Below are 26819 nucleotides of genomic sequence, written 5' to 3'. Positions count from 1 at the left end.
TGTTCAGAGTGCCGGGTTTTCCTGGGGGGCATCCGGTTGTGGCGTTGAGGCGGGTTTGGTCTTGTCTACGGCAGGGACGTGCAGATTGCCTTCAGCCACCTGATTGCCTTCCAGCTGTGGTTGCGTCACCCACGTCAGAATGTCGTAATAACGACGAATGTTGGCGACGAAATGCACCGGCTCACCGCCTCGGGCATAGCCATAGCGGGTCTTGCTGTACCACTTCTTCTGGGAGAGGCGGGGCAGCATCTTTTTGACGTCCAGCCACTTGTTGGGGTCCAGCCCCTCGTTTTCGGCCAGTTTGCGGGCATCTTCCAGATGGCCGCTGCCAACGTTGTAGGATGCGAGCGCCAGCCAGGTGCGATCTGGCTCTTGTATCTGCTCGTCCAGTTGATCCTTTACGTAGGCAAAGTACTTGGCTCCGCCCTGAATGCTTTGCTTGGCATCGAGCCGGTTGGTAACGCCCATGGCTTGCGCGGTGTTCTGGGTCAGCATCATCAGGCCACGAACCCCGGTCTTGGAGGTGACGGTGGGCTGCCACAGGGATTCCTGATAACCAATGGCGGCCAGCAGCCTCCAGTCGACCTGTTCCTTCCTGGCCGAGGCCTGGAAGTGTTTTTCGTATTTGGGCAGGCGTTCCTGCAGGTGCTGGGCAAAGGTGTAGGCACCCACATAGCCCAATACATCGACGTGGCCGTAGTAGCGGTCCTTGAGTCGTTGCAGGGTGCCGTTCTTTTCAACCTTGTCCAGGTAGGCGTTGATTTCGTTCAGCAGGCTGTTGTCTTCACCCGGCGCCACGGCCCAGCGCTGTTCCCGGGCTTCGCCCAGATCAAAGGCTACGCGCACGTTGGGGAAGTAGACCTGGTTCATGGCCAGTTCGTTGGAGTCCACCAGCGTCAGGTCGATCTGGCCTTCATCGACCATGCGAAGCAGGTCGACCACTTCCACTGCATCCGATTCTTCATATTCAAGGCCGGGGTTCTGGGCCTTGAGGGCTGCCAGTTGTTCGGCATGGCTGCTGCCCTTGAGCACCATGATGCGCTTGCCCGTCAGATCGCCGGCGTCGGTCGGTCGTGACTGGCCGTTGCGGTAGACCACCTGGGGTGTGACTTCAAGGTACGGATGAGAGAAGCGCGCCTGCTGCTTGCGCTCCTGGGTGTCGATCAGGCCGGCAGCCGCCAGAACCGGGCCGCCTGGCTTGTTGATCTGCTCGAACAGATCGTCGAGGTTATCGGCCGTTTCGATCTTGAGTTCTACCCCCAGATCCTCGGCAAAACGCTTGACCAGCTCGTACTCGAAGCCGGTTTCACCGTTACGATCCTGGAAATAAGTGGCGGGGCTGTTACGGGTTACAACGCGCAGGACGCCATCCTCCTTGACTCGCTCCAGTGTGCTGGGTTTATCCACACAGGCGCTGAGCATCAGGAAGAGTCCGGTTGCGACGAGCCATTTGGCGCAACGAGGGCGGAAATCTGCTAGGGAGAACATCGGTGCAGTATACGCAAAGCACCGGTGCCGCCATATCTCGACAGCAAGGCTCGCGTCTGATAGGCGATGGCTTTTTGGCAAAAAAGAAGGTGTTTTCTGCAAAGAAACGACATTCGGGCGTATTCCTTGTCGCCGTTTTGGGTGCTCAAAGGGTCGGTTTAGGCTAGAATGCGTGGCCTCAAAGCACACCCCCTTCCCGAGGCTGTCCCGAAGATGTTGATCCTGCGCGGTGCTCCTGCCCTTTCTGCCTTCCGCCACAGCAAATTACTAGAACAACTGAAACAAAAAGTTTCAGCTGTCAGTGGCTTGTACGCTGAATTCGCTCACTTCGCTGAAATCACTGGCGCTCTGTCCAGTGAAGAGCAGCAGGTTCTCGACCGCCTTCTGAAATACGGCCCGAGTGTGCCGGTTCAAGAGCCGAACGGTCGTCTGTTCCTGGTGCTGCCACGTTTCGGCACGATTTCGCCGTGGTCGAGCAAGGCCAGCGATATTGCCCGTAACTGTGGCCTGGCAAAGATCCAGCGCCTGGAGCGCGGTATCGCCTTCTATGTAGAAGGCCAGTTCAGCGATATCGAGGCTCAGGCCATTGCCGACAGCCTGCATGACCGCATGACCCAACTGGTTCTGGGCAACCACGAGCAGGCCGCCGGTCTGTTCAGCCATGCCGAACCCAAGCCGCTGACTGCCGTGGATATCCTCGGTGGCGGTCGCGCAGCACTGGAAAAAGCCAACGTCGACCTGGGCCTGGCCCTGGCTGAAGACGAAATCGATTATCTGGTCACCAGCTTCAATGGTCTGGGGCGCAACCCTCACGACATCGAACTGATGATGTTCGCCCAGGCCAACTCCGAGCACTGCCGTCACAAGATCTTCAACGCCAGTTGGGATATCGACGGCGAAAGCCAGGAAAAAAGCCTGTTCGGCATGATCAAGAACACCTACCAGATGCACAGCGAAGGCGTTCTGTCCGCTTACAAGGACAACGCTTCGGTGATCGTCGGTAATGTTGCCGGTCGTTTCTTCCCGGACCCTGAAACCCGCCAGTACGGCGCGGTGCAGGAGCCTGTTCACATCCTGATGAAGGTCGAGACTCACAACCACCCGACTGCGATTGCTCCGTTCCCCGGCGCATCCACCGGTTCCGGCGGCGAGATTCGCGACGAAGGTGCAACCGGTCGTGGTGCCAAGCCAAAGGCCGGCCTGACCGGTTTCACCGTATCGAACCTGCAGATCCCCGGTTTCGTGCAGCCATGGGAAGTGCCTTACGGCAAGCCCGAGCGCATCGTGACCGCGCTGGACATCATGATTGAAGGCCCGCTGGGTGGCGCGGCGTTCAACAACGAATTCGGTCGTCCGGCCCTGACCGGTTACTTCCGTACCTTCGAGCAGTCGATCACCACGCCTCACGGTGACGAAGTTCGCGGTTACCACAAGCCGATCATGCTGGCTGGCGGTATGGGCAACATCCGCGAAGATCACGTCCAGAAGGGCGAAATCACGGTCGGCGCCAAACTGATCGTGTTGGGTGGCCCGGCCATGCTGATCGGTCTGGGCGGCGGCGCCGCTTCCTCCATGGCTACCGGCACCAGTTCCGCCGATCTGGATTTCGCTTCCGTTCAGCGTGAAAACCCTGAAATGGAGCGTCGTTGCCAGGAAGTCATCGACCGTTGCTGGCAACTGGGTGACAAGAACCCGATCAGCTTCATCCACGACGTAGGTGCGGGCGGTCTGTCCAACGCCTTCCCGGAGCTGGTCAACGATGGCGGCCGTGGCGGTCGTTTCGAGCTTCGTAACGTGCCTAACGACGAGCCGGGCATGGCCCCGCTGGAAATCTGGAGCAACGAGTCTCAGGAACGTTACGTTCTGGCTGTTTCCGCCGAAGATTTCGAGCGTTTCAAGGCGATCTGCGAGCGTGAGCGTTGTCCGTTCGCAGTCGTTGGCGAAGCCACTGCCGAGCCTCAACTGACCGTTACCGACAGCCATTTCGGCAACAACCCGGTGGACATGCCGCTGGAAGTGCTGCTGGGCAAGGCCCCGCGTATGCACCGTTCAGTAGCGCGTGAAGCTGAACTGGGCGACGATTTCGATCCGGGCACGCTGAGCATCGACGAGAGCGTGGAGCGTGTTCTGCGTCACCCGGCGGTAGCCAGCAAGAATTTCCTGATCACCATTGGCGATCGCAGCATCACCGGTCTGGTCGCTCGCGATCAGATGGTCGGTCCATGGCAAGTGCCAGTGGCTGACTGCGCCGTGACGGCCACCAGCTTCGACGTCAACACTGGCGAAGCCATGGCAATGGGCGAGCGTACTCCGCTGGCGCTGCTGGACGCCCCGGCTTCCGGTCGCATGGCCATTGGTGAAACCCTCACCAACATTGCCGCTTCGCGTATTGAAAAGCTGTCCGACATCAAACTGTCGGCCAACTGGATGTCGGCTGCCGGCCACCCGGGTGAAGACGCGCGTCTGTACGACACCGTCAAGGCTGTGGGCATGGAACTGTGCCCTGAGCTAGGCCTGACCATTCCGGTGGGCAAGGACTCCATGTCCATGAAAACCCGCTGGAGCGATGAGGGCACTGAGAAGAGCGTGACCTCGCCGCTGTCGCTGATCGTGACCGGTTTCGCGCCTGTCAGCGATATCCGCAAGACCCTCACTCCAGAGCTGCGCATGGACAAGGGCGAAACCGACCTGATCCTGATCGACCTGGGTCGTGGCCAGAACCGCATGGGCGCTTCGATTCTTGCCCAGGTTTACGGCAAGCTCGGCAGCTCGGCGCCGGACGTCGATGACGCTGAAGACCTCAAGGCCTTCTTCGCTGTTATCCAGGGTCTGAATGCTGATGGCCACCTGCTGGCTTACCACGACCGTTCCGATGGTGGCCTGCTGACCACCGTGCTGGAAATGGCGTTCGCCGGTCATTGCGGTCTGAACCTGTACCTCGACAGCCTGGCTGAAACCTCGGCCGAACTGGCTGCGATCCTGTTCAACGAAGAGCTGGGTGCTGTCATCCAGGTTCGTCAGGATGCAACGCCGCTGGTGCTGGCTCAGTTCAGCGCTGCCGGTCTGGAAGACTGCGTATCGGTCATCGGCAAGCCGGTGAACAACGATGAAGTGGTCATCAGCTTCGCGGGCGAGTCGGTATTCACCGGCCAGCGCCGTCTGCTGCAACGTCAGTGGTCCGAAACCAGCTACCAGATCCAGCGTCTGCGTGATAACGCCGAATGCGCCGATCAGGAATTCGATGCACTGCTGGAAGAAGACAACCCTGGCCTGACCGTGAAGCTGGGCTTCGACGTCAACGATGACATCGCTGCGCCCTACATCAAGAAAGGCGTTCGTCCTCAGGTTGCGGTTCTGCGCGAGCAGGGCGTCAACGGTCAGGTCGAAATGGCGGCTGCGTTCGATCGCGCCGGTTTCAATGCCATCGACGTGCACATGAGCGACATCCTGGCCGGTCGTGTCGACCTGAACGACTTCAAAGGCATGGTTGCCTGCGGCGGCTTCTCCTACGGCGACGTACTGGGTGCCGGTGAAGGCTGGGCCAAGTCGGCGCTGTTCAACAGCCGTGCCCGCGATGCGTTCCAGGGCTTCTTCGAACGTACCGACAGCTTCACCCTGGGTGTGTGCAACGGTTGCCAGATGTTGTCCAACCTGCACGAGCTGATTCCGGGCAGCGAGTTCTGGCCGCACTTCGTGCGTAACCGTTCCGAGCAGTTCGAAGCGCGTGTCGCCATGGTTCAGATCCAGGAGTCGCCATCGATCTTCCTGCAAGGCATGGCCGGTTCGCGTATGCCGATCGCCATCGCTCACGGTGAAGGTCATGCCGAGTTCGCCCACGATGACGCCCTGCTCGAAGCCGATATCTCCGGCACCGTTGCGCTGCGTTATGTGGACAACCATGGCAAGGTGACCGAAACCTATCCGGCCAACCCGAACGGCTCGCCGCGCGGTATTGGCGGCATGACCACCCGCGACGGTCGCGTCACCATCATGATGCCGCACCCTGAGCGTGTATTCCGTGCCGTGCAGAACTCCTGGCGTCCGGAAGAGTGGAACGAAGACGGCGCCTGGATGCGTATGTTCCGCAACGCTCGCGTCTGGGTTAACTAAACCCCGATGTACAAGCTTGCCTTCTTCGTGCCCGCAAGCCATGTGGAGCAGGTCAAGAACGCCGTATTCGCCGCTGATGCAGGGCGAATCGGTGCTTACGATCACTGCTCATGGCAAGTGCTTGGCCAGGGCCAGTTCCGCCCGCTGGATGGCAGTCAGCCATTTATCGGGCAGGGTGGCGTGGTCGAGACGGTCGAGGAATGGAAAGTCGAGATGGTCGTGGCCGATGAGTCTATTCATCAGGCAGTGATGGCTCTCAAGCAGAGCCATCCGTACGAAACGCCCGCTTATGAAGTGTGGCGGCTGGAAGCGTTCTAGAAATACCTGTAAAAAGATTTTTAAAATGCTGTGGGAGCGAATTCATTCGCGAAGCGGTATTTCAAACAACACATAAATTGCCGGTTAATACCGCTTCGCGAATGAATTCGCTCCTACCTGACCTGTAGGGTTACGGCCGAATTTCAATCATCGTGCCGTCCTTCACCAGATCCCAGACCTCGCGCATATCGTTGTTCTTCAACGCGATGCAGCCATTGGTCCAGTCCAGGGTATGGAAATACCACTCCGGATACTCTTCATCCACAGGCGTGCCATGCAACATGATCATGCTGCCCGGCTTGACGCCTTCACGGCGTGCGCGTGCCGCATCTGAAATGTTCGGGTAGGAAATGTGCATCGACAGGTTGTAGTTGTTACTGGGCTTGCGCCAGTCGATCCAGTAGAAACCTTCCGGTGTGCGCTGGTCGCCTTCCTGCAGCTTGGTGCCCTTGGGGTTTCTGCCCAGGGAAATCCGGTAAGTCTTCAACGCTTCGCCGCCGCTGATCAGTTGCAACTGACGTGCGGATTTGAGTACCAGCACCTTGTCGATTTTCTTGTCAGCCAGGCTTTGGGTATTGATGACCTTGTGGTCGATGATTTTCTGTTCGCTGCCCTTGGGCACGATGGTCTGGGTAAAGGCCGCCTGCGACAGCGGAACGAACGACATGCAGAAGAAAGCGAACAGCCAACGCATTGCGGTATCCCTGAAGGCACCTGAGTGCCGGATTGTTTATGTGTCCTGGATCGGGCGCGAAGCTGGCAGGGCGCTGGTGTGTACCGGGTAAACCTGCTGGCGTCTGTCCGCGAAGAAGTATTCTAGGGTACGGCTGACTGTCATGAAAGCCAGGTCCTGCCATGGAATGTCGGCTTCGTCGAATAATTGCACCTCAAGGCTTTCGACTCCGGCGGCGAATTCTGGAGTGGCCAGTTCGGCGCGGTAGAACACATGCACCTGATTGATGTGCGGCACGTCGATCAGCGCATACAGATGCAGGTCGGTCAGCGTGGCGCAGGCTTCCTCGATGGTTTCGCGTCGCGCCGCCTGCTCGATGGTTTCGCCGTTCTCCATGAAACCGGCAGGCAAGGTCCAGAAACCCAGGCGCGGTTCGATGGCGCGGCGGCACAGCAAGACCTTTTCACCTTGTGTCACAAGGCAGCCGGCCACGATATTCGGGTTCTGATAATGGATGGTGTGGCAATGCTCGCATACATGGCGCAGGCGGCTATCGCCTTCGGGAATGCGCAAGATGACCGGGTTACCGCACTGGCTGCAGAATTTCATGGGTTCGTTCGATCCGTTAAAGCAGATGCTATCCTGGCTTGCGGCAGGGCGGATCTGCAAGTTTCGCGATTGTATGACCGTCCTGCAAGGGGTTGGGCAGTTCGTCGCTTTGGTGCATGATGCCAAGAGTGCAACAGATCGAGATTTCCCATGCTGGATGAGCTACTTCTGCGTGTCAGCAGTCATACGCCAGATATTCTTGAGTCGGATCGACGTTTCCCCGAGGCGGCGGTGTTGGTGCCGGTCACCCGCAGTGACGAGCCCGAGTTGATCCTGACCTTGCGTGCCAGCGGGCTTTCCACCCACGGCGGGGAGGTGGCGTTTCCGGGCGGGCGACGCGATCCGGAAGATCCCGATCTGGTATTCACGGCCCTGCGCGAGGCGGAGGAAGAAATCGGCCTGCCGCCCGGTCTTGTCGAGATTGTTGGCCCTCTGAGCCCGCTGATCTCCAAACATGGCATCAAGGTCACACCTTATGTCGGCGTGATCCCCGATTTTGTCGAATACCGCCCCAATGATGCCGAAATCGCTGCTGTGTTCAGCGTACCGCTGGAGTTCTTCCGCCAGGACACGCGGGAGCACACGCACCGGATCGATTATGACGGTCGCAGTTGGTACGTACCCAGCTATCGTTATGGCGGATACAAGATCTGGGGGCTCACGGCGATCATGATCGTCGAGCTGGTGAATGTGTTGTATGACGCGAAAATCAGCCTGCACCATCCGCCCGAGCGTTCCACCACCTGAGCCGTCATTCATAACGAACTGCACCCGTGAGTGCGGTCATCAGCCTGAGGAAACACCATGAAATATCGCCTGGGAGACTCCCGTGTCCAGACCGATCCACAAAGCTGGGTCGCGCCCAATGCGGTCCTGATCGGCAAGGTCAAGCTGGAGGCCGGGGCGAGCGTCTGGTTCAACGCCGTGCTGCGTGGCGATAACGAACTGATTCATATCGGCGAGAACAGCAACGTGCAGGATGGCACGGTGATGCACACCGATATGGGGTCGCCGCTGAACATCGGCAAAGGCGTCACCATTGGCCACAACGTCATGCTGCATGGTTGCAGCGTCGACGATTACAGCCTGATCGGCATCAACTCCGTGATTCTCAACGGTGCAAAGATCGGCAAATACTGCATCATCGGCGCCAATTCGCTGATCGGCGAAGGCAAGGTCATCCCCGATGGCTCTCTGGTGATGGGCTCGCCGGGCAAGGTGGTACGCGAGCTCACCGACGTGCAGAAGAAAATGCTTGAAGCCGGCGCTGCGCATTATGTCCACAATGCCCAGCGTTACGCCCGCGACCTGGCTGTGCAGGAAGATTGATGAGCACTGAACCGATTACAGAAAAACCCGTCCGTTCGCCCTGCGTCAGCATCTGTGCGCTGGACGAAGACGATATCTGTACCGGCTGCCAGCGAACGGTTGCCGAGATCACCGGCTGGAGCCGCATGAGCAATGACGAGCGGCGTGCGGTGCTGGGGTTGTGCCATGAGCGGGCCAAGGCGAGTGGGGTGCTTTGGTCTGTTGTTCGCGACTGAATAAAAATCCCTCACTTTGTGGGACCTGAACCGATCGGCATTACTTCGTAGGAGCGACTTCAGTCGCGAGACGTCATTGAAGGCGATAGATTTTCTTTGAGCGTACGGGCCTCTCGCGAATGAATTCGCTCCTACCGGTCGCCAATCAGAATCTCTCATTCTGCTACCATTGCTTCCCGTTTTTCCCAAGACATCTTTTTCCATGCTTTTCCTGATCGCGTACATCAGCAGTGTCGTGCTGATCAACTTCGCCTTTTCCACCGCTCCGCATCTGGACATCATCTGGTCGGCCTGGGGCGGGCTGGTGTTTGTGCTGCGCGATATGGTGCAGACCCGTTTCGGCCATGGCGCGATTCTCGCCATGCTGGTGGCGCTGCTGCTGTCTTACGTGACTAGCGAGCCTGCCATTGCACTGGCCAGCGCCACGGCCTTTGCCATTTCCGAGTGCATCGACTGGCTGGTGTTCAGCATCACCAAGCGCCCGTTGCATGACCGTCTGTGGATCAGCTCTGCGCTGAGTATTCCGCTGGACACCTTTATCTTCTTCGGCATGATCGACGCTCTGACAGCGCCAGTATTGCTGACAGCACTGGGCTCCAAGTTCGCGGGCGTGACGGCTGTCTGGCTGATCATGGCTTGGCGTATCCGCAAGAACGCTTGTCCGGGTTGAGCCCCTATTTGCAGGGCTTCGTGGTAAATTGCGCGCCTTTCTTCAAAGCGGTCGCTCGCATACGGCGGGCTGCCATCGATATCTGCTTCACGAGGACCTGAGATGACTCAAATCGGAACTCCACTGTCGCCTACCGCGACTCGCGTATTGTTCTGCGGCAGTGGCGAGCTGGGTAAGGAAGTAGTGATCGAGCTGCAACGCCTGGGCGTCGAAGTGATCGCTGTTGACCGTTATGCCGATGCGCCAGCCATGCAGGTCGCTCATCGCAGCCACGTGATCAATATGCTGGACGGTGCCGCACTGCGTGCAGTGGTCGAGGCCGAGAAGCCGCACTTCATCGTTCCGGAAATCGAAGCCATCGCCACGTCCACGCTGGTCGAGCTGGAGTCCGAAGGTTTTACCGTCATCCCGACAGCCCGTGCTGCACAGCTGACCATGAACCGTGAAGGCATTCGTCGCCTGGCTGCCGAAGAACTCAAGCTGCCGACGTCGCCGTATCACTTTGCCGATACCTTCGAGGACTACAGCAAGGCGGTCCTGGACCTGGGTTTCCCCTGTGTGGTCAAGCCGGTCATGAGTTCGTCGGGCAAGGGGCAGAGCCTGCTCAAGACTGCCGATGACATTCAGAAAGCCTGGGACTACGCGCAGGAAGGCGGTCGTGCCGGCAAGGGTCGCGTGATCGTTGAAGGCTTTATCGATTTCGACTACGAAATCACGCTGCTGACCGTGCGTCATGTGGGCGGCACCACGTTCTGTGCGCCGGTTGGTCATCGCCAGGAGAAGGGCGACTATCAGGAATCCTGGCAGCCACAGGCCATGAGCCCGGTTGCACTGGCTGAGTCCGAGCGTGTTGCCAAGGCGGTGACCGAGGCGTTGGGTGGGCGTGGCATCTTTGGTGTCGAGCTGTTCATCAAGGGCGATCAGGTGTGGTTCAGCGAAGTGTCGCCGCGCCCGCATGACACTGGTCTGGTAACCCTGATTTCCCAGGACCTGTCCCAGTTCGCACTGCATGCCCGCGCCATTCTGGGCCTGCCTGTACCGTTGATCCGTCAGTTCGGGCCATCGGCCTCGTCGGTGATTCTGGTTGAAGGCCAGTCCACGCAAACCGCTTTCGCCAACCTGGGTGCTGCACTGGCTGAGCCAGATACCGCACTGCGTCTGTTCGGCAAGCCTGAAGTCAACGGCCAGCGCCGCATGGGCGTAGCCCTGGCCCGTGATGAGTCCATCGAAGCCGCACGCGCCAAGGCGACCCGTGCTTCGGCGGCGGTAAACGTCATTTTGTAAGTAGCCCCGCGTAGGAGCGAACTCATTCGCGAAGCCATTTTTCGCGAATGAATTCGCTCCTACCGGCGATCTTCAGAGTTCTCTGTCTCTCGTCTCTTTCAGGCACAGCACAGCCAGCAGGCTGATCAATGCTGCTGCCGACACATACCCGCCAACCCAGCTCAAACCGCCCATTGCCACCAGTTTCTGTGCAAAGAACGGTGCAACGGATGCGCCGACGATGCCGCCCAGGTTATAGGCTGCCGATGCGCCGGTGTAACGCACCTGGGTCGGGAACAGTTCCGGCAACAGTGCGCCCATGGGGGCGAAGGTCACGCCCATCAGGAACAGCTCGATACACAGGAACAGCGCAACGCCCCAGGTTGTGCCGTGGGTGAGCAGCGGTTCCATGAGAAAGCCCGAGATAATCGCCAGTACGCCACCGACAATCAGCACCGGCTTGCGCCCGAAGCGATCGCTTGCCCAGGCCGACAGAGGCGTGGCCGCCGCCATGAACAGCACTGCAAAGCACAGCAGGCCCAGAAAGGTTTCCCGGCTATAGCCCAGTGTCGACACCCCATAACTCAGGGAGAAGACCGTCGAGATATAAAACAGTGCATAGCACACGACCATTGAGGCGGCACCCAGCAGCATCGGTTTCCAGTGCTGGCTGAAGGTTTCCACGATCGGCATCCTGACCCGTTCATGGCGTGCAATGGCTTTGGCGAAGACCGGCGTTTCTTCCAGTTTCAGGCGCACATACAAACCGACCATGACCAGCGCGGCGCTGAGCAGAAAGGGAATCCGCCAACCCCACGAGCGGAATTGCTCGTCGCTGAGTGTCAGCGCCAATGCCAGAAACAGGCCGTTGGCTGCCAGAAAACCAATGGATGGGCCTAGTTGCGGGAACATGCCGAACCAGGCTCGTTTGCCTTTGGGCGCATTTTCAGTCGCCAGCAGCGCGGCGCCACCCCATTCGCCGCCAAGCCCCAGGCCCTGGCCGAAGCGCAGCAGGCAGAGAATGATCGGTGCCCATGCTCCGATGGTCGCGTAGCCGGGCAGCACGCCAATCAAGGTGGTGCAGACACCCATCAGCAGCAATGAGGCGACCAGCGTCGACTTGCGTCCGATACGGTCACCGAAATGGCCGAACAGTGCCGATCCCAGCGGGCGGGCGAGGAAGGCGATGCCGAAGGTCAGAAATGACGACAGCATCTGTGCGGTGCCGGAGGTCTGCGGAAAGAACACCGGGCCGATCACCAGGGCCGCAGCTGTGGCGTAGACGTAAAAGTCGTAGAACTCGATGGCGGTGCCAATGAAGCTGGCAGTGGCAACGCGGGTTGGCGAGTTGGTGGGAGGTGTTTGGGTGTCGTCGTTTTCGCTGAGGGTAGCGGTGCTGGTCATGCGGATATCCCTGACAGTCATCTTGCCTGCGACGCGTGGCTCGCAGCGGCAAATGTTCATTCTTGTGATTGTGGGCGCAGCGCTGAGCAGATTGGCCCGGTTGGGCTGGAGGGCAATGGCAGCGCTCGTGGATGGGAGCGTGTCATGAAAGGTACGAGTCGTTCAGGCTGAATGACTGGCCGTCTGCGCTGGGTGCGGGTAGCACGCGTGACGGCTGGCTGGGTAAGCGAAGCGATTATAGGAAGGGCTTTACTCTCGAAACAAGTAGCAACATCTAGTTGGATGTTTACTTGAAAACCAGAGTCGGAGCGTTCTGCCACATCAGGACCCGCTTCACGCGATTGTCCTCGGTTTCCAGGATTTCCAGCCGGTAAGGGCCGATTTTCAGGCAGACCGGGCCTTCGGGGATGGTTTCCAAGGCTTCGGTGACCAGACCGTTCAGGGTCTTGGGGCCGTCTGAAGGCAGGTGCCAGCCGAGGCTCTTGTTCAGGTCGCGAATCGAGGCCGCGCCTTCCACTTCAAGGCGGCCGTCCGCCTGCCGGGTGACGTGGGGATTGTTGAGGCTCTGCTCGTTCTCGAATTCGCCGACGATCTCTTCGAGAATGTCTTCCAGGCTGACGATGCCGAGCACTTCGCCATATTCGTCCACCACCACGCCGAGCCGACGCTGTTGCTTGTGGAAGTTCAGCAGTTGCAACTGCAGTGGCGTGCTTTCGGGCACGAAGTAAGGTTCGTAGCAGACAGCCAGTAATTGTTCCTTGGTCAGCTCGGCCCTGGGCAGCAGGTGGCTGATCTGGCGGGTGTTGAGGACACCCTGAACCTGATTGATGTCGTTGTGATAGACCGGCAGGCGGGTGTGTCGGGAAATGATCAGGCGTTCGATGATCTGCTCGATGGGGTCGTCGAGGTTGACGCCGTCCACTTCGTTGCGTGGTATCAGAATGTCATTGACCGTGATGCTGTCCAGGGCGTGGATTCCCGACAGCACATTGGCCCGTGGATGATGTTCCTGTACACCGTCATGACCGGATTTCTGGGAGGTATCATCCAGGTCATGATCCAGGCCTGCCACCTTGCGAACGCCGAAAATGCGCAACAGGTATTTGGCAACCGCGCTGAAAACGCAGGCCAGCGGCCAGACGATCTTCATCGGAATGCGCAGTGTCCCGTTGCCCAGCAACAGCGTGGCGACAGGGTAGCGGGCAGCAAGACGACGCGGGATCAGTTCGGCAAAGACCAGCATGGCTGCGGCGGTGACGAGCCACGCGATAGTCGGGCCGTTATATAGCCAGCTATTGACGGCAACCAGTGTGGCGATGACGGTGATCAGGGTCTTGATCAGCGTATTGCTCAGGATCAGGCTGTTGAGCTCGAAAGCCAGTTCGGGGAAGGCCGCGGCTTCGTTGGGGCGCTTGCCGACGCGCAAGGTCTTGAGCAGATGATGAGCGGTCTCGACTGCGGTCAGCAGACCGGACCAGAGCATCAACAGGGTCAGCACACCCAGAAGTGGGCCGAGGGGCAGATTATCCATGATCGACGCCCGTCAGATATGCAGAATGAATTCGCGTACCAGCTTGCTGCCGAAGTAGGCCAGCATCAGCAGGCAGAAGCCGCCCAGAGTCCAGCGAATGGCTTTGTGCCCGCGCCAGCCGAGACGGTTGCGGCCCCACAGCAGAACGCTGAACACCACCCAGGCCAGACAGGCGAGCAGGGTCTTGTGTACCAGATGCTGGGCAAACAGGTTCTCGACGAACACCCAGCCGGAAATCAGCGACAGCGACAGCAGGGTCCAGCCGGCCCAGAGGAAGCCGAACAGCAGGCTTTCCATGGTTTGCAGTGGCGGGAAGTTCTTGATCAGCCCTGAAGGATGCTTGTTCTTGAGCTGGTGATCCTGCAGCAGCAACAGCAGCGCCTGGAAGACTGCGATGGTGAACATGCCGTACGCCAGGATGGAAAGCAGGATGTGGCTGAGAATGCCCGGCTCTTCAATGATCGGCTGCACGGTGCCGCTCGGGGCGTATTGGGCCAGCAGGGCGGTGATCATGCCCAGCGGGAACAGCAGCACCAGCAGGTTTTCCACGGGAATTCGCGTGGTGGCGATCAGGGTCAGGGCGATGACTGACACGGCGATCAGACTGGCGGAGTTGAAGAAGTCCAGACCCAGGCCTGCCGGGCGCATCAGTTGGGAATAAAGGCCGATGGCATGGGCAATGACGGCCAGGGTGCCGAGCAGTACAAGCAGCCGCTTGTCGGGTTTGGCGGTCTGATTCAGGCGTACGCCCTGATAGACGGTCGCAGCGGCATAGAGGCTTGCGGCGGCGAGGCTTGAAAGCAGACTGGGTGTTAGAGGGAACATAGATCCTGAAGGACGAGCCCGAAAGACGCTGAGTTTGGCATAGAACCGACATTTCACGAAAGACTACATAAGCAGTCTGCGTGGTGTCAGTTCCGCAGAGTCTTCGCTATAATCCGCGACCTGCTCAAGCCGAAGGCTCGCCGAGCGCCATTTCATTGCGGGCCGGGCCGCATCAACCGGGGTTCGACCAGAGCCTGAAAGGATCGCGCATGTTTGAAAACCTTACCGACCGCCTCTCGCAGACGCTGCGCCACGTAACTGGCAAGGCCAAGCTGACCGAGGACAACATCAAAGATACCCTGCGCGAAGTGCGCATGGCTTTGCTCGAAGCCGATGTCGCCCTGCCGGTGGTCAAGGACTTCGTCAATAGTGTCAAGGAACGTGCCGTCGGCACCGAGGTGTCGCGCAGCCTGACACCGGGTCAGGCGTTCGTGAAGATCGTTCAGGCCGAACTCGAAAGCCTGATGGGCGCGGCCAACGAAGACCTGGTGCTCAACGTAACGCCTCCGGCGGTCGTGTTGATGGCCGGTCTGCAGGGTGCGGGTAAAACCACCACTGCTGGCAAACTTGCTCGCTTCCTTAAAGAGCGCAAGAAGAAAACCGTGATGGTCGTGTCGGTGGACGTCTATCGTCCTGCGGCCATCAAGCAGCTTGAAACACTGGCCAACGATATCGGCGTGACCTTCTTCGCTTCCGATATCAGCCAGAAGCCTGTGGACATTGCCCAGGCTGCCATTCGCGAAGCCAAGCTCAAGTTCATCGATGTCGTGATCGTCGACACCGCCGGTCGACTGCACGTCGATGCCGAGATGATGACCGAGATCCAGGCGTTGCATGCCGAGGTAAAACCGGCAGAAACCCTGTTCGTGGTCGATGCCATGACCGGTCAGGATGCGGCCAACACCGCCAAGGCGTTCGGCGATGCGCTGCCGCTGACCGGTGTGGTTCTCACCAAGGTCGATGGCGATGCTCGTGGCGGTGCTGCATTGTCGGTGCGTGCGATTACCGGCAAGCCGATCAAGTTCATCGGTATGGGCGAGAAGAGCGAAGCTCTGGAGCCGTTCCACCCGGATCGTATCGCGTCGCGAATTCTCGGCATGGGCGACGTCCTCAGCCTTATCGAGCAGGCCGAGCAGACTCTGGATAAAGAGAAAGCCGACAAGCTGGCCAAGAAGCTCAAGAAGGGCAAGGGCTTCGACCTCGAAGACTTCCGCGATCAGCTGCAACAGATGAAGAACATGGGCGGCCTCGGCGGCCTCATGGACAAACTGCCCAGCATCGGTGGCATGAACATTTCTCAGATGGGCAATGCCCAGGGCGTGGCCGAGAAGCAGTTCAAGCAGATGGAAGCCATCATCAACTCGATGACGCCGGCCGAGCGTCGTGACCCGGACCTGATCAGCGGTTCGCGCAAGCGCCGTATCGCCATCGGTTCGGGTACTCAGGTTCAGGACATCGGGCGTCTGATCAAGCAGCACAAGCAGATGCAGAAGATGATGAAGAAATTCTCCGCCAAGGGCGGTATGGCAAAAATGATGCGCGGCATGGGTGGAATGTTCCCTGGCGGCGGCATGCCAAAAATGTGATTGCGTCGCGCGCAAGAGGCTTTGCGCGCATTCAATTCTGGAGGCCTGGCCTCCAGCAATCCCGCGTCATGCGGGACTCAACCTGCTGTCTCACGACAGTTTCATTGCAAATCTGGATGGCACGCCGGCCTGCGCCGGAAAAAGTCATTTGCAAAAGTCGGGATATTCCTTAGAATATGCGGCCTTTCGGGCACCCATGCCCGCTGTGCATCTTAGATTTGCAGCACCGACTACAGGAACGATGTTCAATGCTAACCATCCGTCTTGCCCTTGGCGGCTCCAAAAAGCGCCCGTTTTACCACCTGACCGTAACCGACAGCCGCAACGCTCGTGACGGTTCCCACAAAGAACAAATCGGTTTCTTCAACCCGATTGCTCGTGGTCAGGAAGTTCGTCTGTCCGTCAACGAAGAACGCCTGAACTACTGGCTGGGCGTTGGCGCTCAGACTTCCGAGCGCGTTGCCCAGTTGATCAAAGAGCACAACAAGGCCAAGGCCGCGGCCTGAAACCTATGAATGCGACGCCTGCATCTGCCGACGATCTGATCGTCATAGGCAAGATTTTCTCGGTTCATGGCGTTCGCGGCGAAGTGAAGGTTTATTCCTTTACGGATCCGATTGATAACCTGCTGGACTACACGACCTGGACGCTGCGGCGCGAAGGGCGGGTGGAAAAACAGGTCGAGCTGGTCAGCGGACGCTTGCAAGGCAAGTTCCTGGTCGCAAAGCTCAAGGGTCTCGATGATCGCGACGAAGCTCGTCTTCTGTCCGGTTGCGAAATCTGCGTGCAGCGTAGCCTGTTCCCTGATCTGGACGATGGCGAGTACTACTGGTACCAGCTTGAAGGCCTGAAGGTCATCGACACGCTCGGGCAATTGCTCGGCAAGATCGATCACCTGCTTGAAACCGGCTCGAACGATGTAATGGTGGTCAAGCCCTGCGCGGGCAGTCTGGATGATCGCGAGCGTCTGTTGCCCTATACGGAGCAATGCGTGCTGGCAATCGACCTTGACGCCGGCGAGATGAAGGTGGATTGGGATGCGGACTTCTGAATGCCATGGCTAGCCTACGCATAGAAGTCATCAGTTTGTTCCCGGAGATGTTTTCCGCCATCAGCGAATACGGCATTACCAGCCGTGCGGTGAAACAGGGGCTCTTGCAGCTCACTTGTTGGAATCCGCGGGACTACACCACTGATCGTCATCACACTGTGGATGATCGCCCATTTGGCGGTGGTCCGGGCATGGTGATGAAGATCAAGCCTCTTGAGGATGCTCTGGTTCAGGCCAGGCAGGCTGCAGGGGATGCGGCGAAGGTAATTTACCTGTCGCCACAAGGCCGCAAGCTGAATCAGTCTGCGGTGCGCGAACTGGCGCAGGAGGAAGCGATTATCCTCATCGCCGGTCGTTATGAAGGCATTGACGAGCGTTTTATTGATGCTCATGTCGATGAAGAGTGGTCGATTGGCGACTATGTATTGTCCGGTGGCGAGCTACCGGCAATGGTGCTGATCGACGCGGTTACGCGACTGCTGCCTGGAGCTTTAGGGCATGTGGACTCCGCGGAGGAAGATTCCTTCACGGACGGTCTGCTGGATTGCCCGCATTACACCCGACCTGAGGTGTATGCGGATCAGCGTGTTCCCGACGTGTTGCTAAGTGGCAATCACGCGCACATCCGGCGTTGGCGTTTACAGCAGTCCCTTGGGCGGACCTATGAACGACGCGCCGATCTTCTGGAAAGCCGCTCGCTTTCTGGAGAAGAGAAGAAGCTGCTGGCGGAATACATCCGCGAGCGGGACGATAGTTAACGTATCGATGGTCGATCCAGACGGATTACCTTAGGAGCACCAGCATGACTAACAAAATCATTCTTGCCCTCGAAGCAGAGCAGATGACCAAAGAGATCCCTACCTTTGCCCCAGGCGACACTATTGTCGTTCAGGTGAAAGTGAAGGAAGGCGACCGCGCACGTCTGCAAGCGTTCGAAGGCGTTGTAATTGCCAAGCGTAACCGTGGCGTGAACAGTGCTTTCACTGTTCGTAAAATCTCCAACGGTGTTGGCGTTGAGCGTACTTTCCAGACCTACAGCCCGCAAATCGACAGCCTGGCTGTGAAACGTCGCGGCGACGTTCGCAAGGCCAAACTGTACTACCTGCGTGACCTGTCCGGTAAAGCAGCTCGCATCAAAGAAAAACTGTCCTGATACAGTCTTTCGATGCATAAAAAAGCAGCCTTCGGGCTGCTTTTTTGTTGTCTGTCGTTTAATCATGCAACTCATCTGTCGCCACACGGCTTACGAGTGAAAATGTCTGCTATCGACCACCCACTGATCGACCGTTTTCTGGATGCGCTCTGGCTGGAAAAAGGTTTGTCCGATAATACCCGTGACTCTTATCGCAGTGATCTGGCCCTGTTCAATGGCTGGCTGCAGGAGCGCAGCGTTGATCTGATCGAAGCCGGACGTGATGTGATTCTCGATCACCTGTCCTGGCGAATGGATCAGGGTTACAAGCCCCGTTCGACGGCCCGCTTTCTGTCCGGAGCCCGTGGTTTCTATCGCTACCTGCTGCGCGAGCGGCTGATCGCTGTCGATCCGACCTTGCTGATCGATATGCCGCAACTGGGCAAGCCACTGCCCAAATCCCTGTCCGAAGCCGATGTGGAAGCCCTGCTGGCGGCGCCTGATCTGAGCGAGCCGATCGGTGAGCGTGACCGGGCGATGCTGGAGGTGCTTTATGCCTGTGGCCTGCGGGTCACTGAACTCATCAGTCTGACTCTGGAGCAGGTCAATCTGCGTCAGGGTGTCCTGAGAATCATGGGCAAGGGCAGTAAGGAAAGGTTGGTGCCCATGGGAGAAGAGGCTATTGTCTGGGTCGAGCGGTACATGCGCGGTGCTCGTGACGAACTGCTGGGCGGACGTCCCAGTGATGTCCTGTTTCCCAGCCTGCGTGGTGAGCAAATGACGCGGCAGACCTTCTGGCATCGCATCAAGCATCAGGCAGCGGTCGCGGGTATCAGCAAGTCACTGTCGCCCCATACCTTGCGTCATGCCTTTGCCACTCATTTGCTCAATCATGGTGCCGACTTGCGGGTCGTCCAGATGTTGCTGGGGCACAGTGATCTGTCCACGACACAGATTTATACCCATGTTGCCCGGGCTCGTTTGCAAGAGATGCATGCCAGGCACCATCCACGGGGCTGATCCTGAGTTAAGTTGTGTTTGTCCGGGTCGGTGTTACAGGCCTTATGTGATAGGCTTTGGCGGTTTCACAGACTGAAGTCGGCGTCAGTGTTTTTCAGCGCCGCCGGTCTGTCCGCCGTTATAGGAGTTTTCATGCGCTTGCCTCATATTTTTGCTGCCGCCATTGTTGCCCTGGCCGGCTCTTTCAGTGCCTTTGCCGTGGCTGATGCAGTACCCGATCAAGCCATTCGCAAGACGCTGGACTCGCTTCAACTGGAGCTGCCTGTAGAAAGCATTGCAGCCAGCCCGCTCAATGGCCTCTATGAAGTCAAGCTCAAGGGCGGCCGCGTTCTTTATGCCAGTGCCGACGGCCAGTTCGTGGTGCAGGGTTACCTGTTCCAGATCCAGGACGGCAAGCCGGTCAACCTGACCGAGAAGACCGAGCGTCAGGCGATCTCGAAGACCATCAATGGCGTTCCAGCCGCCGAGATGGTGGTTTATCCGGCCATTGGCGAAACCAAGTCGCACATCACCGTTTTCACCGACACCACCTGCCCTTATTGCCACAAGCTGCATGAGGAAGTGGGTCAGTTGAACAAGATGGGAATCGAGGTTCGCTACCTGGCTTTCCCGCGTCAGGGTCTGGGCTCGCCGGGCGACCAGCAACTGCAGGCGGTCTGGTGCTCCAGGGATCGTAAGGAAGCCATGGACCGCATGGTCGATGGCAAGGACATCAAGGCGCCGAAGTGCGAGAACCCGGTGAGCAAACAGTTTGCAATGGGTCAGTCGATTGGTGTGAACGGTACACCGGCCATTGTTCTGGCAGACGGTCAGTTGATTCCGGGCTATCAGCCCGCTGCTCAGGTCGCCAAGCTGGCGCTGGGCGCCAAATAATCCTGCATCGTCAGGATGCCCAATGGGCATGGGGTGACGCCTTGGCGTCACCCCGCTAAAAAATTGGAGTCGCATGGTGACATGCGGCTGTTTTCCACGGCCGACTTCGGGGCGGCCGTTTTTCGGGGAGTTCATCAGTGAAACCGGTCAAAGTAGGCATCTGTGGGCTGGGTACTGTCGGTGGCGGTACCTTTAACGTACTTCAGCGTAACGCCGAGGAGATTGCCCGCCGTGCCGGGCGTGGAATCGAAGTTGCGCAAATTGCGGTTCGTACACCAAACCCCAACTGCCAGATTACCGGTACACCCACCACCAGCGACGTATTCGCCGTGGCGGAAAATCCTGAAATCGATATCGTCGTCGAGCTGATCGGTGGCTACACCGTCGCCCGTGAGCTGGTGCTCAAAGCCATCGCAAACGGCAAACACGTGGTTACTGCCAACAAGGCGCTCATCGCGGTACATGGCAATGAAATCTTCGCCAAGGCTCGTGAAAAGGGTGTGATCGTGGCCTTCGAAGCCGCTGTTGCGGGCGGTATTCCGGTCATCAAGGCCATCCGTGAAGGCCTGTCGGCAAACCGTATCAACTGGGTTGCCGGGATCATCAACGGCACCGGTAACTTCATCCTCACCGAAATGCGCGAGAAAGGCCGTACTTTCCCGGACGTCCTGGCTGAAGCCCAGGCACTGGGTTACGCCGAAGCCGATCCGACCTTCGACGTGGAAGGCATCGACGCAGCCCACAAGCTGACGATTCTGGCTTCCATTGCCTTCGGTATCCCGTTGCAGTTCGACAAGGCCTACACCGAAGGCATCACCAGACTGACCACTGCCGACGTGAACTACGCCGAAGCCCTGGGCTATCGCATCAAGCACCTGGGCGTTGCCCGCAGTACGGATCAGGGTATCGAGTTGCGTGTACACCCGACGCTGATCCCGGCCGATCGTCTGATTGCCAACGTCAATGGTGTGATGAACGCAGTCATGGTCAATGGCGATGCTTCGGGTTCGACCCTGTTCTACGGTGCTGGCGCCGGCATGGAGCCAACGGCTTCTTCCGTGGTGGCGGATCTGGTGGACGTCGTGCGTGCCATGACGTCCGACCCTGAAAATCGCGTACCTCACCTGGCGTTCCAGCCCGATTCGCTGTCCGCTCACCCGATCCTGCCGATCGAAGAGTGCGAGAGTGCTTATTACCTGCGCATCCAGGCCAAGGATCATCCGGGCGTCCTGGCGCAGGTTGCAAGCATACTGTCCGAGCGCGGCATCAATATTGAATCGATCATGCAGAAAGAAGTCGAAGAGCAGGACGGCCTGGTGCCAATGATTCTGCTGACGCACCGCGTACGCGAGCAGCGCATGAACGATGCGATCACGGCGCTTGAAGCCTTGCAGGATGTGGTGGGGCCTGTTGTGCGGATTCGTGTCGAACATCTCAGTTAATTGATTAGCTGCAAGTTGTAAGCGGCAAGCTGCAAGTCAGAGGCAATGCGCATCTGCTTGTAGCTTGAAGCTTGAAACTTGCAGCTCAAACCAAAGGTTTGAAAAAAATGCGCTACATCAGTACCCGCGGCCAGGCGCCAGCGTTGAATTTTGAAGATGTGTTGCTTGCAGGCCTCGCCAGCGATGGCGGCCTGTACGTGCCTGAAAACCTGCCACGTTTCACTCAGGAAGAAATCGCCTCCTGGGCTGGCCTGCCGTATCACGAACTGGCTTTCCGGGTGATGCGTCCGTTCGTGGATGGCAGCATCCCGGATGCAGACTTCAAGAAGATCCTTGAAGAAACCTACGGCGTATTCGCCCACAGTTCGGTTGCGCCGCTGCGCCAGCTGGGCGGCAACGAGTGGGTGCTTGAGCTGTTCCATGGCCCGACCCTGGCGTTCAAGGACTTCGCCCTGCAATTGCTCGGTCGTCTGCTGGATTACGTGCTGGCCAAGCGTGGCGAGCGAGTGGTCATCATCGGCGCGACTTCCGGCGATACCGGTTCTGCGGCGATTGAAGGCTGCCGTCGTTGCGACAACGTCGATATCTTCATCCTGCACCCCAACAAGCGTGTTTCGGACGTTCAGCGCCGCCAGATGACCACCATCTTCGGCGACAACATCCACAACATCGCCATCGAAGGCAACTTCGACGACTGCCAGGAAATGGTCAAGGCCAGCTTCGCTGACCAGGGCTTCCTCAAGGGCACCCGTCTGGTAGCGGTCAACTCGATCAACTGGGCACGGATCATGGCCCAGATCGTCTACTACTTCCACGCGGCCCTGCAGCTGGGCGGCCCGGCTCGTTCGGTATCGTTCTCGGTGCCTACCGGCAACTTCGGTGACATCTTCGCCGGTTACCTGGCACGCAACATGGGGCTGCCGGTCAATCAACTGATCGTCGCCACCAACCGCAACGACATCCTGCACCGCTTCATGAGCGGCAATCAGTACGTCAAGGAAACCCTGCACGCCACGCTGTCGCCTTCGATGGACATCATGGTGTCGTCGAACTTCGAGCGTCTGTTGTTCGATATGCATGGTCGCAGTGGTGCAGCCATTGCCGGTCTGATGGACACCTTCAAGCAGGGTGGCGGTTTCAGTGTCGATGAAGATCGCTGGACCGAAACACGCAAGCTGTTCGACTCGCTGGCGGTCAGCGACGAGCAGACCTGCGAAACCATCGCCGAAGTGTTCGCACGCACCGGTGAAGTGCTGGATCCGCATACTGCAATCGGCGTCAAGGCCGCACGCGAGTGCCGTCGTAGCCTCGACACGCCAATGGTGATCCTGGGCACTGCCCATCCGGTCAAATTCCCTGAGGCAGTGGAGAAGGCAGGCGTAGGAAAAGCGCTTGAGCTGCCTGCACATTTGTCTGATTTATTCGAGCGCGACGAGCGCTGCACTGTTTTGCCAAATGACCTCAAAGCCATGCAGGCCTTTGTCAGCCAGCACGGTAACCGCGGAAAACCGTTATAACCGAATCGTTGTGTAACAACTTAGGGCCCGCCACTTGGCGGGCCTTCTCGTTTTCCCGTGCCAAACTTTGGAGGTTTTCAAGTCTCTACGGATGAGTCAGTTGTTGTGAAACAGGCAAGTATGCAAAGTCGGGTCAGGGTGACCGGCAACCTGATCATTGAACGTGCAGGGCGCACGATTTTATTCCTGCTGTTGCTGGGTCTCGGCCAGTTGGCGGGTGCAGCACAGAGTCTGCCTTTTGCGCTGAGCGCGCCTTTTGTGGCGCTGGAAGATCTGCATCTGGAGGATGCGGATCGCCAGTGGCTGGACCAGCGCAAGGTTTTGCGGGTAGGTATTGCGATTGCCGACTACGAGCCGGTCGATATCACCAGCGACCGTAATCGCTATCAAGGCATCAGCGCCGATTACCTCAGCCTGATTGGCGACAAGCTGAACATGCCGATCCAGGTGACCGGTTTTGCCGAGCGCGATCATGCCATTGCCGCACTGCGCAGCGGCGCCATTGATATTGTTACCAGCGCCAACGGTTTCGAGCGCGGGGTGAAGGGCCTGGAATTCTCCAGCGTCTACATGCCCGATCATTCGGTAGTGGTCACACGAGGCAGTGATCCGGCCCCGTCGCGCAGGCTGGAAGGTAAAAAAGTCGTATTGCTCGACGGATATGCCGACTCGAAAACCGTTCATGCCACCTATCCCGACAGCGAAATCATTATCGCTCCCAACCTCTACAGCGCCCTCGAGGCCTTGAGCCAGGGTGAGGTCGACGCCTTTATCGGTAATGAAGTGATCGTGCGTTCCTACAATGCCTTGCGGCCTTACCTGGGCCTGCAGGTCAAGTTTGAAAGCGCATTGCCGTCAGTGGGTTTTGCGTTTGCCGTACGCCAGGACGAACAGCGGCTGTTGAGTCTGATAAACCGGGTATTGAGCAGTCTCGAGCCTTCCGTGGGGCGTGAAGTGCTGGGGCGCTGGACCCAGGGGCTGGGAGCCGATGTGGTCGGGCAACGTATTACGCTCTCTGGAGCCGAAAGAAGCTGGGTTGCCAAGCACCCCAGCGTAACGGTCTCGACCACCCAGCATCCACCCTATATCTACAAGGACAACAACGGCAATTGGGTCGGCCTCAATGTCGATGTGCTGGCGCGGATCTCGCGCATGACCGGTCTGCAGTTCGTTTACAAGGAAGTGTCATCAACCCAGGACAGCATCGAGGTGTTGAAGGCCGCAGAGGCAGAGATGAATACAACTCTGGCCGAAAATGCCGAGCGCAGGCAGTTTCTGGATTTCACCTATTCGTTCGGTGGCAATAGCTGGGTCTTTGTCGTGCGCTCCGACAGCTCTTCGCAAGTGTCCCTCAGCAGCCTGTCCGGACGAGTACTGGCATTGCCTGCCAGGCATGCGCTGGAGGAGGAGATCCAGCGCAACTTCCCGGACATCCAGCTTCGACTGGTCCCCACTTATGCCGATGCACGCAAGCTGGTGGAAACCGGGCAGGCCGATGCCACGATCCAGAACGAAGCGGGTGCCTATCTCTTTCCGCCCGGCAGTTTGAAAGTGGCGCGCGGTGTCGACGGCAAATGGTCTCCCGATCAGTTTTCGGTGATCAAGTCGCAACCCGAACTGCTCAGCATCCTGAACAAGGCACTGGAGGCGTTTCCGGTGGCCGAGATGCGCTCCATCCGCATGAAGTGGCTGGGCTCTGTCCTGCCTCAGCCGTCGATCTGGAGCCGGATTCCGCAATGGGTATTCTGGTGGGTGATGCTTGCCTTGTTGCTCGGTGTGGTTTCTCTGGCGTGGAGCAGCCGCCTCAAGGTACAGATTCGTCAGAGGCTCAAGGCCGAGCGGCAGCTCAACGACCAGTTGGCCTTCAAGCATGCGCTGTTCGATGGCATCCCCAATCCCATTTATGTCCGCGACCTCAAGGGGCGGCTTATCTCCTGCAACCGCAGTTATGAAGAAAGCTTCGGGATCAGCTTCGAGCAAATGAACGGTCGCCGTCTGATCGATATCGACCTGATTCCACGCTCGGTGTCCGAGCAGATGCATGCTGACTATCTCAGGCTTCTGGAAACCAGGTGCCCGATATTCGCCGACAGAACCATGGAGCTGTCTGGCAGACATGTCGATGCATGGCACTGGACCGTTCCTTTCTTTGGTGCCGATGGCCAGTTGCAGGGACTGCTGGGTGGCTGGGTCGATATCACCGAACGCAAACGGCTGGAGGCGAGGCTGGAGGAAGCGCTGCGCCACGCGGATCAGGCCAGTGAAGCCAAGAGTGCTTTTCTGGCCAGCATGAGTCACGAGATCCGTACGCCCATGGGCGCCATCATCGGTCTGCTGGAGCTTGAGTGCGAACAGGCATTGCGCCGGGATGAAACGCCTTCGCAAGGGGTGCAGGTGGCGTGTCGCTCGGCCAGAGAGCTTGTCGCCCTGATTGGCGACAGCCTTGATCTGGCGAGGATAGAGGCGGGCGGGATGCAACTGTCGCAGTCCGTGACCGGGCTTTACTCGTTTTTCGAAGGCATTGTTCAACTGTTCTCGGCCCAGGCTGCGCAGAAAGGAATAGCGCTGAAACTGGAGTTTGCAGAGCAGGCCCATGGCGACTACTGGCTCGACCCTTTACGTCTGCGCCAGGTGATGCATAACGTACTCGGCAATGCCCTGAAATTCACACAGCAGGGTTCGGTGGTGATTACCGTCGGCGTGCTTGAAGAACACGGCGAGTCGTCGCGAGTACACATCAGCGTCCAGGATAGCGGGACAGGTATCGATCCCCATCGCCAGGAACAGATCTTCCAGCCATTCATTCAGGCCAGTGACGATATTGCAGCCCGCTACGGCGGCACCGGGCTGGGTTTGAGCATCTGCCGACGGCTTGTGGAACTGATGAATGGCGACATCAGCCTGTGCAGTGAGCCGGGGCAAGGCACTCGGGTGACCGTCAATGTGCCACTTGCCAGAGTGAAACGCCTGACGAGGGTGCAGAGTGAACCCCACCCGCAAGGCCGCAGTTTGGGGGAGCGGAGTCTGCATCTGCTGGTGGTGGACGATATGTCAGCCAATCGCCTGGTGCTGACCCAGCAACTGGAGTTTCTCGGCCATCAGGTCGTACCCGCCGAAGGCGGTGCCCAGGCCCTGACTCTGTGGCGCGAGGGCACATTCGATGCGGTCATCACGGACTGCAACATGCCGGGCATCACCGGCTACGCACTGACTGAGGCTATCCGCACTATCGAAGTGCAGGAAAAGCGTGCACGTTGTCCGGTCATTGGCTGTACGGCCAATGCAATGACGGATGAAGGTGAGCGCTGCAAGCGCATTGGCATGGATGGGTTGCTGGTCAAGCCGCTGTCTCTGGAGCGATTGTCGATGAAGCTGGCAGAGGTTGTCCGCGAGCAGACATTCGATATCCATACCTTGCGGCGCATGACCCAGGCCAATGATGAGCAGATACAGCGCCTGTTGGGAGAGTTATGGAAAAACCTGAGGCATGAGCGTGAGGTCATGCAGCCTGCGGTCGGTGCCCATGACTGGAAGACCCTGAGTGCTTCCCTGCATCGCCTGAAGGGCGCCGCCTGCCTTGTGGATGCCGTACCGCTGGCCAAGGCTTGCGCCTCGCTCGACGTCAGTGTGAAGAGTGAGTCCGGTTCGACCTTGAGCGAACACTGGCCGGTGCTGGATGCTTCCATCGAAAACCTGCGAGCGGATATTGAATTGCAGTTGGTGCAGGTGCCCTGATTTTTAGGACTTGTCTTATGGGGCATGC

General features: G+C 58.5%; 23 protein-coding genes. 17 read left to right on the top strand and 6 right to left on the bottom strand.

Annotation, left to right across the window (positions count from 1 at the left end; genetic code table 11):
• Positions 1-3: 3 nt before the first annotated feature.
• A complete protein-coding gene (gene mltF, locus K5D32_RS14270) occupies positions 4-1488 on the bottom strand; it encodes a membrane-bound lytic murein transglycosylase MltF (protein ID WP_221600692.1) in 1485 nt (494 codons plus the stop codon).
• A gap of 213 nt (positions 1489-1701) precedes the next feature.
• Here mltF and purL point away from each other — a divergent pair, with 213 nt between their 5' ends.
• Complete coding sequence (gene purL / locus K5D32_RS14265) at positions 1702-5598, top strand: phosphoribosylformylglycinamidine synthase (RefSeq protein ID WP_221600690.1); 3897 nt, start codon at positions 1702-1704, stop codon at positions 5596-5598.
• A 6-nt stretch (positions 5599-5604) separates the two neighbouring features.
• Positions 5605-5916 carry a YqfO family protein gene (locus K5D32_RS14260; RefSeq protein ID WP_221600688.1) on the top strand — a complete coding sequence of 104 codons (312 nt, stop codon included), beginning with the start codon at positions 5605-5607 and terminating at the stop codon, positions 5914-5916.
• A 130-nt stretch (positions 5917-6046) separates the two neighbouring features.
• Here the strand turns inward: K5D32_RS14260 and K5D32_RS14255 are convergent, their stop codons facing one another.
• Together K5D32_RS14255 and K5D32_RS14250 are read right to left on the bottom strand one after the other, a co-directional pair.
• Positions 6047-6610, bottom strand: a complete 564-nt coding sequence (locus K5D32_RS14255) for a murein L,D-transpeptidase family protein (RefSeq protein WP_025258873.1) — start codon at positions 6608-6610, stop codon at positions 6047-6049.
• 36 nt (positions 6611-6646) lie between these two features.
• Positions 6647-7198, bottom strand: coding sequence for an NUDIX hydrolase (locus K5D32_RS14250; RefSeq protein WP_221576711.1), 552 nt, complete (start codon positions 7196-7198; stop codon positions 6647-6649).
• Positions 7199-7348: 150 nt separating this feature from the next.
• On the opposite strand from K5D32_RS14250, the gene K5D32_RS14245 reads away from it, so the two are divergent.
• The 5 genes from K5D32_RS14245 (at position 7349) to purT (ending at position 10696) form a co-directional block, all read left to right on the top strand.
• Positions 7349-7945: a CoA pyrophosphatase gene (locus K5D32_RS14245; RefSeq protein WP_198729015.1), complete on the top strand. Its 597-nt coding sequence runs from the start codon at positions 7349-7351 to the stop codon at positions 7943-7945.
• A gap of 57 nt (positions 7946-8002) precedes the next feature.
• Positions 8003-8527 carry a gamma carbonic anhydrase family protein gene (locus K5D32_RS14240; RefSeq protein WP_221576712.1) on the top strand — a complete coding sequence of 175 codons (525 nt, stop codon included), beginning with the start codon at positions 8003-8005 and terminating at the stop codon, positions 8525-8527.
• Positions 8527-8742 (top strand): DUF1289 domain-containing protein, encoded by a 216-nt coding sequence (locus K5D32_RS14235; RefSeq protein ID WP_221576713.1) that lies wholly within the window; start codon positions 8527-8529, stop codon positions 8740-8742. Before K5D32_RS14240 ends, K5D32_RS14235 begins: the two co-directional genes overlap by 1 nt.
• 202 nt (positions 8743-8944) lie before the next feature.
• Complete coding sequence (locus K5D32_RS14230; RefSeq protein ID WP_221576714.1) at positions 8945-9412, top strand: VUT family protein; 468 nt, start codon at positions 8945-8947, stop codon at positions 9410-9412.
• Positions 9413-9514: 102 nt separating this feature from the next.
• Positions 9515-10696, top strand: coding sequence for a formate-dependent phosphoribosylglycinamide formyltransferase (purT, locus tag K5D32_RS14225; RefSeq protein WP_221600686.1), 1182 nt, complete (start codon positions 9515-9517; stop codon positions 10694-10696).
• Positions 10697-10768: 72 nt separating this feature from the next.
• On the opposite strand, the gene K5D32_RS14220 is transcribed toward purT, so the two are convergent.
• From K5D32_RS14220 to K5D32_RS14210, 3 genes are all read right to left on the bottom strand, one after another.
• Complete coding sequence (locus K5D32_RS14220) at positions 10769-12079, bottom strand: MFS transporter (RefSeq protein ID WP_221600684.1); 1311 nt, start codon at positions 12077-12079, stop codon at positions 10769-10771.
• A 286-nt stretch (positions 12080-12365) separates the two neighbouring features.
• Positions 12366-13610 (bottom strand): transporter associated domain-containing protein, encoded by a 1245-nt coding sequence (locus K5D32_RS14215; protein ID WP_221576716.1) that lies wholly within the window; start codon positions 13608-13610, stop codon positions 12366-12368.
• 12 nt (positions 13611-13622) lie between these two features.
• The gene (locus tag K5D32_RS14210; RefSeq protein WP_025258882.1) at positions 13623-14435 is read right to left on the bottom strand and encodes an inner membrane protein YpjD; all 813 of its coding nucleotides are present in this window, start codon (positions 14433-14435) and stop codon (positions 13623-13625) included.
• Between the two features lie 209 nt (positions 14436-14644).
• Between K5D32_RS14210 and ffh the strand changes: the two genes are divergently transcribed.
• The 10 genes from ffh to K5D32_RS14160 all read left to right on the top strand — a co-directional run bounded on the left by ffh (position 14645) and on the right by K5D32_RS14160 (position 26791).
• Complete coding sequence (gene ffh, locus K5D32_RS14205; RefSeq protein WP_198729009.1) at positions 14645-16021, top strand: signal recognition particle protein; 1377 nt, start codon at positions 14645-14647, stop codon at positions 16019-16021.
• Positions 16022-16269: 248 nt separating this feature from the next.
• On the top strand, positions 16270-16527 hold the full coding sequence (rpsP, locus tag K5D32_RS14200) for a 30S ribosomal protein S16 (protein ID WP_025258884.1): 258 nt from the start codon (positions 16270-16272) through the stop codon (positions 16525-16527).
• Positions 16528-16532: 5 nt separating this feature from the next.
• Entirely contained in the window at positions 16533-17072 is a 540-nt protein-coding gene (rimM, locus tag K5D32_RS14195; protein ID WP_025258885.1) for a ribosome maturation factor RimM, read from the top strand.
• Positions 17073-17077: 5 nt separating this feature from the next.
• Positions 17078-17830, top strand: coding sequence for a tRNA (guanosine(37)-N1)-methyltransferase TrmD (gene trmD / locus K5D32_RS14190; protein WP_025258886.1), 753 nt, complete (start codon positions 17078-17080; stop codon positions 17828-17830).
• A gap of 44 nt (positions 17831-17874) precedes the next feature.
• On the top strand, positions 17875-18225 hold the full coding sequence (rplS, locus tag K5D32_RS14185; RefSeq protein WP_025258887.1) for a 50S ribosomal protein L19: 351 nt from the start codon (positions 17875-17877) through the stop codon (positions 18223-18225).
• A 102-nt stretch (positions 18226-18327) separates the two neighbouring features.
• Positions 18328-19224: a site-specific tyrosine recombinase XerD gene (xerD, locus tag K5D32_RS14180; RefSeq protein ID WP_221576717.1), complete on the top strand. Its 897-nt coding sequence runs from the start codon at positions 18328-18330 to the stop codon at positions 19222-19224.
• A 132-nt stretch (positions 19225-19356) separates the two neighbouring features.
• Entirely contained in the window at positions 19357-20097 is a 741-nt protein-coding gene (gene dsbC, locus K5D32_RS14175) for a bifunctional protein-disulfide isomerase/oxidoreductase DsbC (RefSeq protein ID WP_221576718.1), read from the top strand.
• 137 nt (positions 20098-20234) lie between these two features.
• Positions 20235-21539, top strand: coding sequence for a homoserine dehydrogenase (locus K5D32_RS14170; protein WP_221593789.1), 1305 nt, complete (start codon positions 20235-20237; stop codon positions 21537-21539).
• A 107-nt stretch (positions 21540-21646) separates the two neighbouring features.
• Positions 21647-23056, top strand: a complete 1410-nt coding sequence (gene thrC / locus K5D32_RS14165) for a threonine synthase (protein ID WP_221576720.1) — start codon at positions 21647-21649, stop codon at positions 23054-23056.
• A 120-nt stretch (positions 23057-23176) separates the two neighbouring features.
• The gene (locus tag K5D32_RS14160) at positions 23177-26791 is read left to right on the top strand and encodes an ATP-binding protein (protein ID WP_221600732.1); all 3615 of its coding nucleotides are present in this window, start codon (positions 23177-23179) and stop codon (positions 26789-26791) included.
• The last annotated feature ends 28 nt before the right edge of the window (positions 26792-26819 follow it).

Origin of the sequence: Pseudomonas cichorii, from assembly GCF_019719005.1 — a bacterium.
GTDB lineage: Bacteria > Pseudomonadota > Gammaproteobacteria > Pseudomonadales > Pseudomonadaceae > Aquipseudomonas > Aquipseudomonas cichorii_E.
Note: the sequence above shows the minus strand (reverse complement) of the source record. Positions and strands in the feature narration are given on the sequence as shown.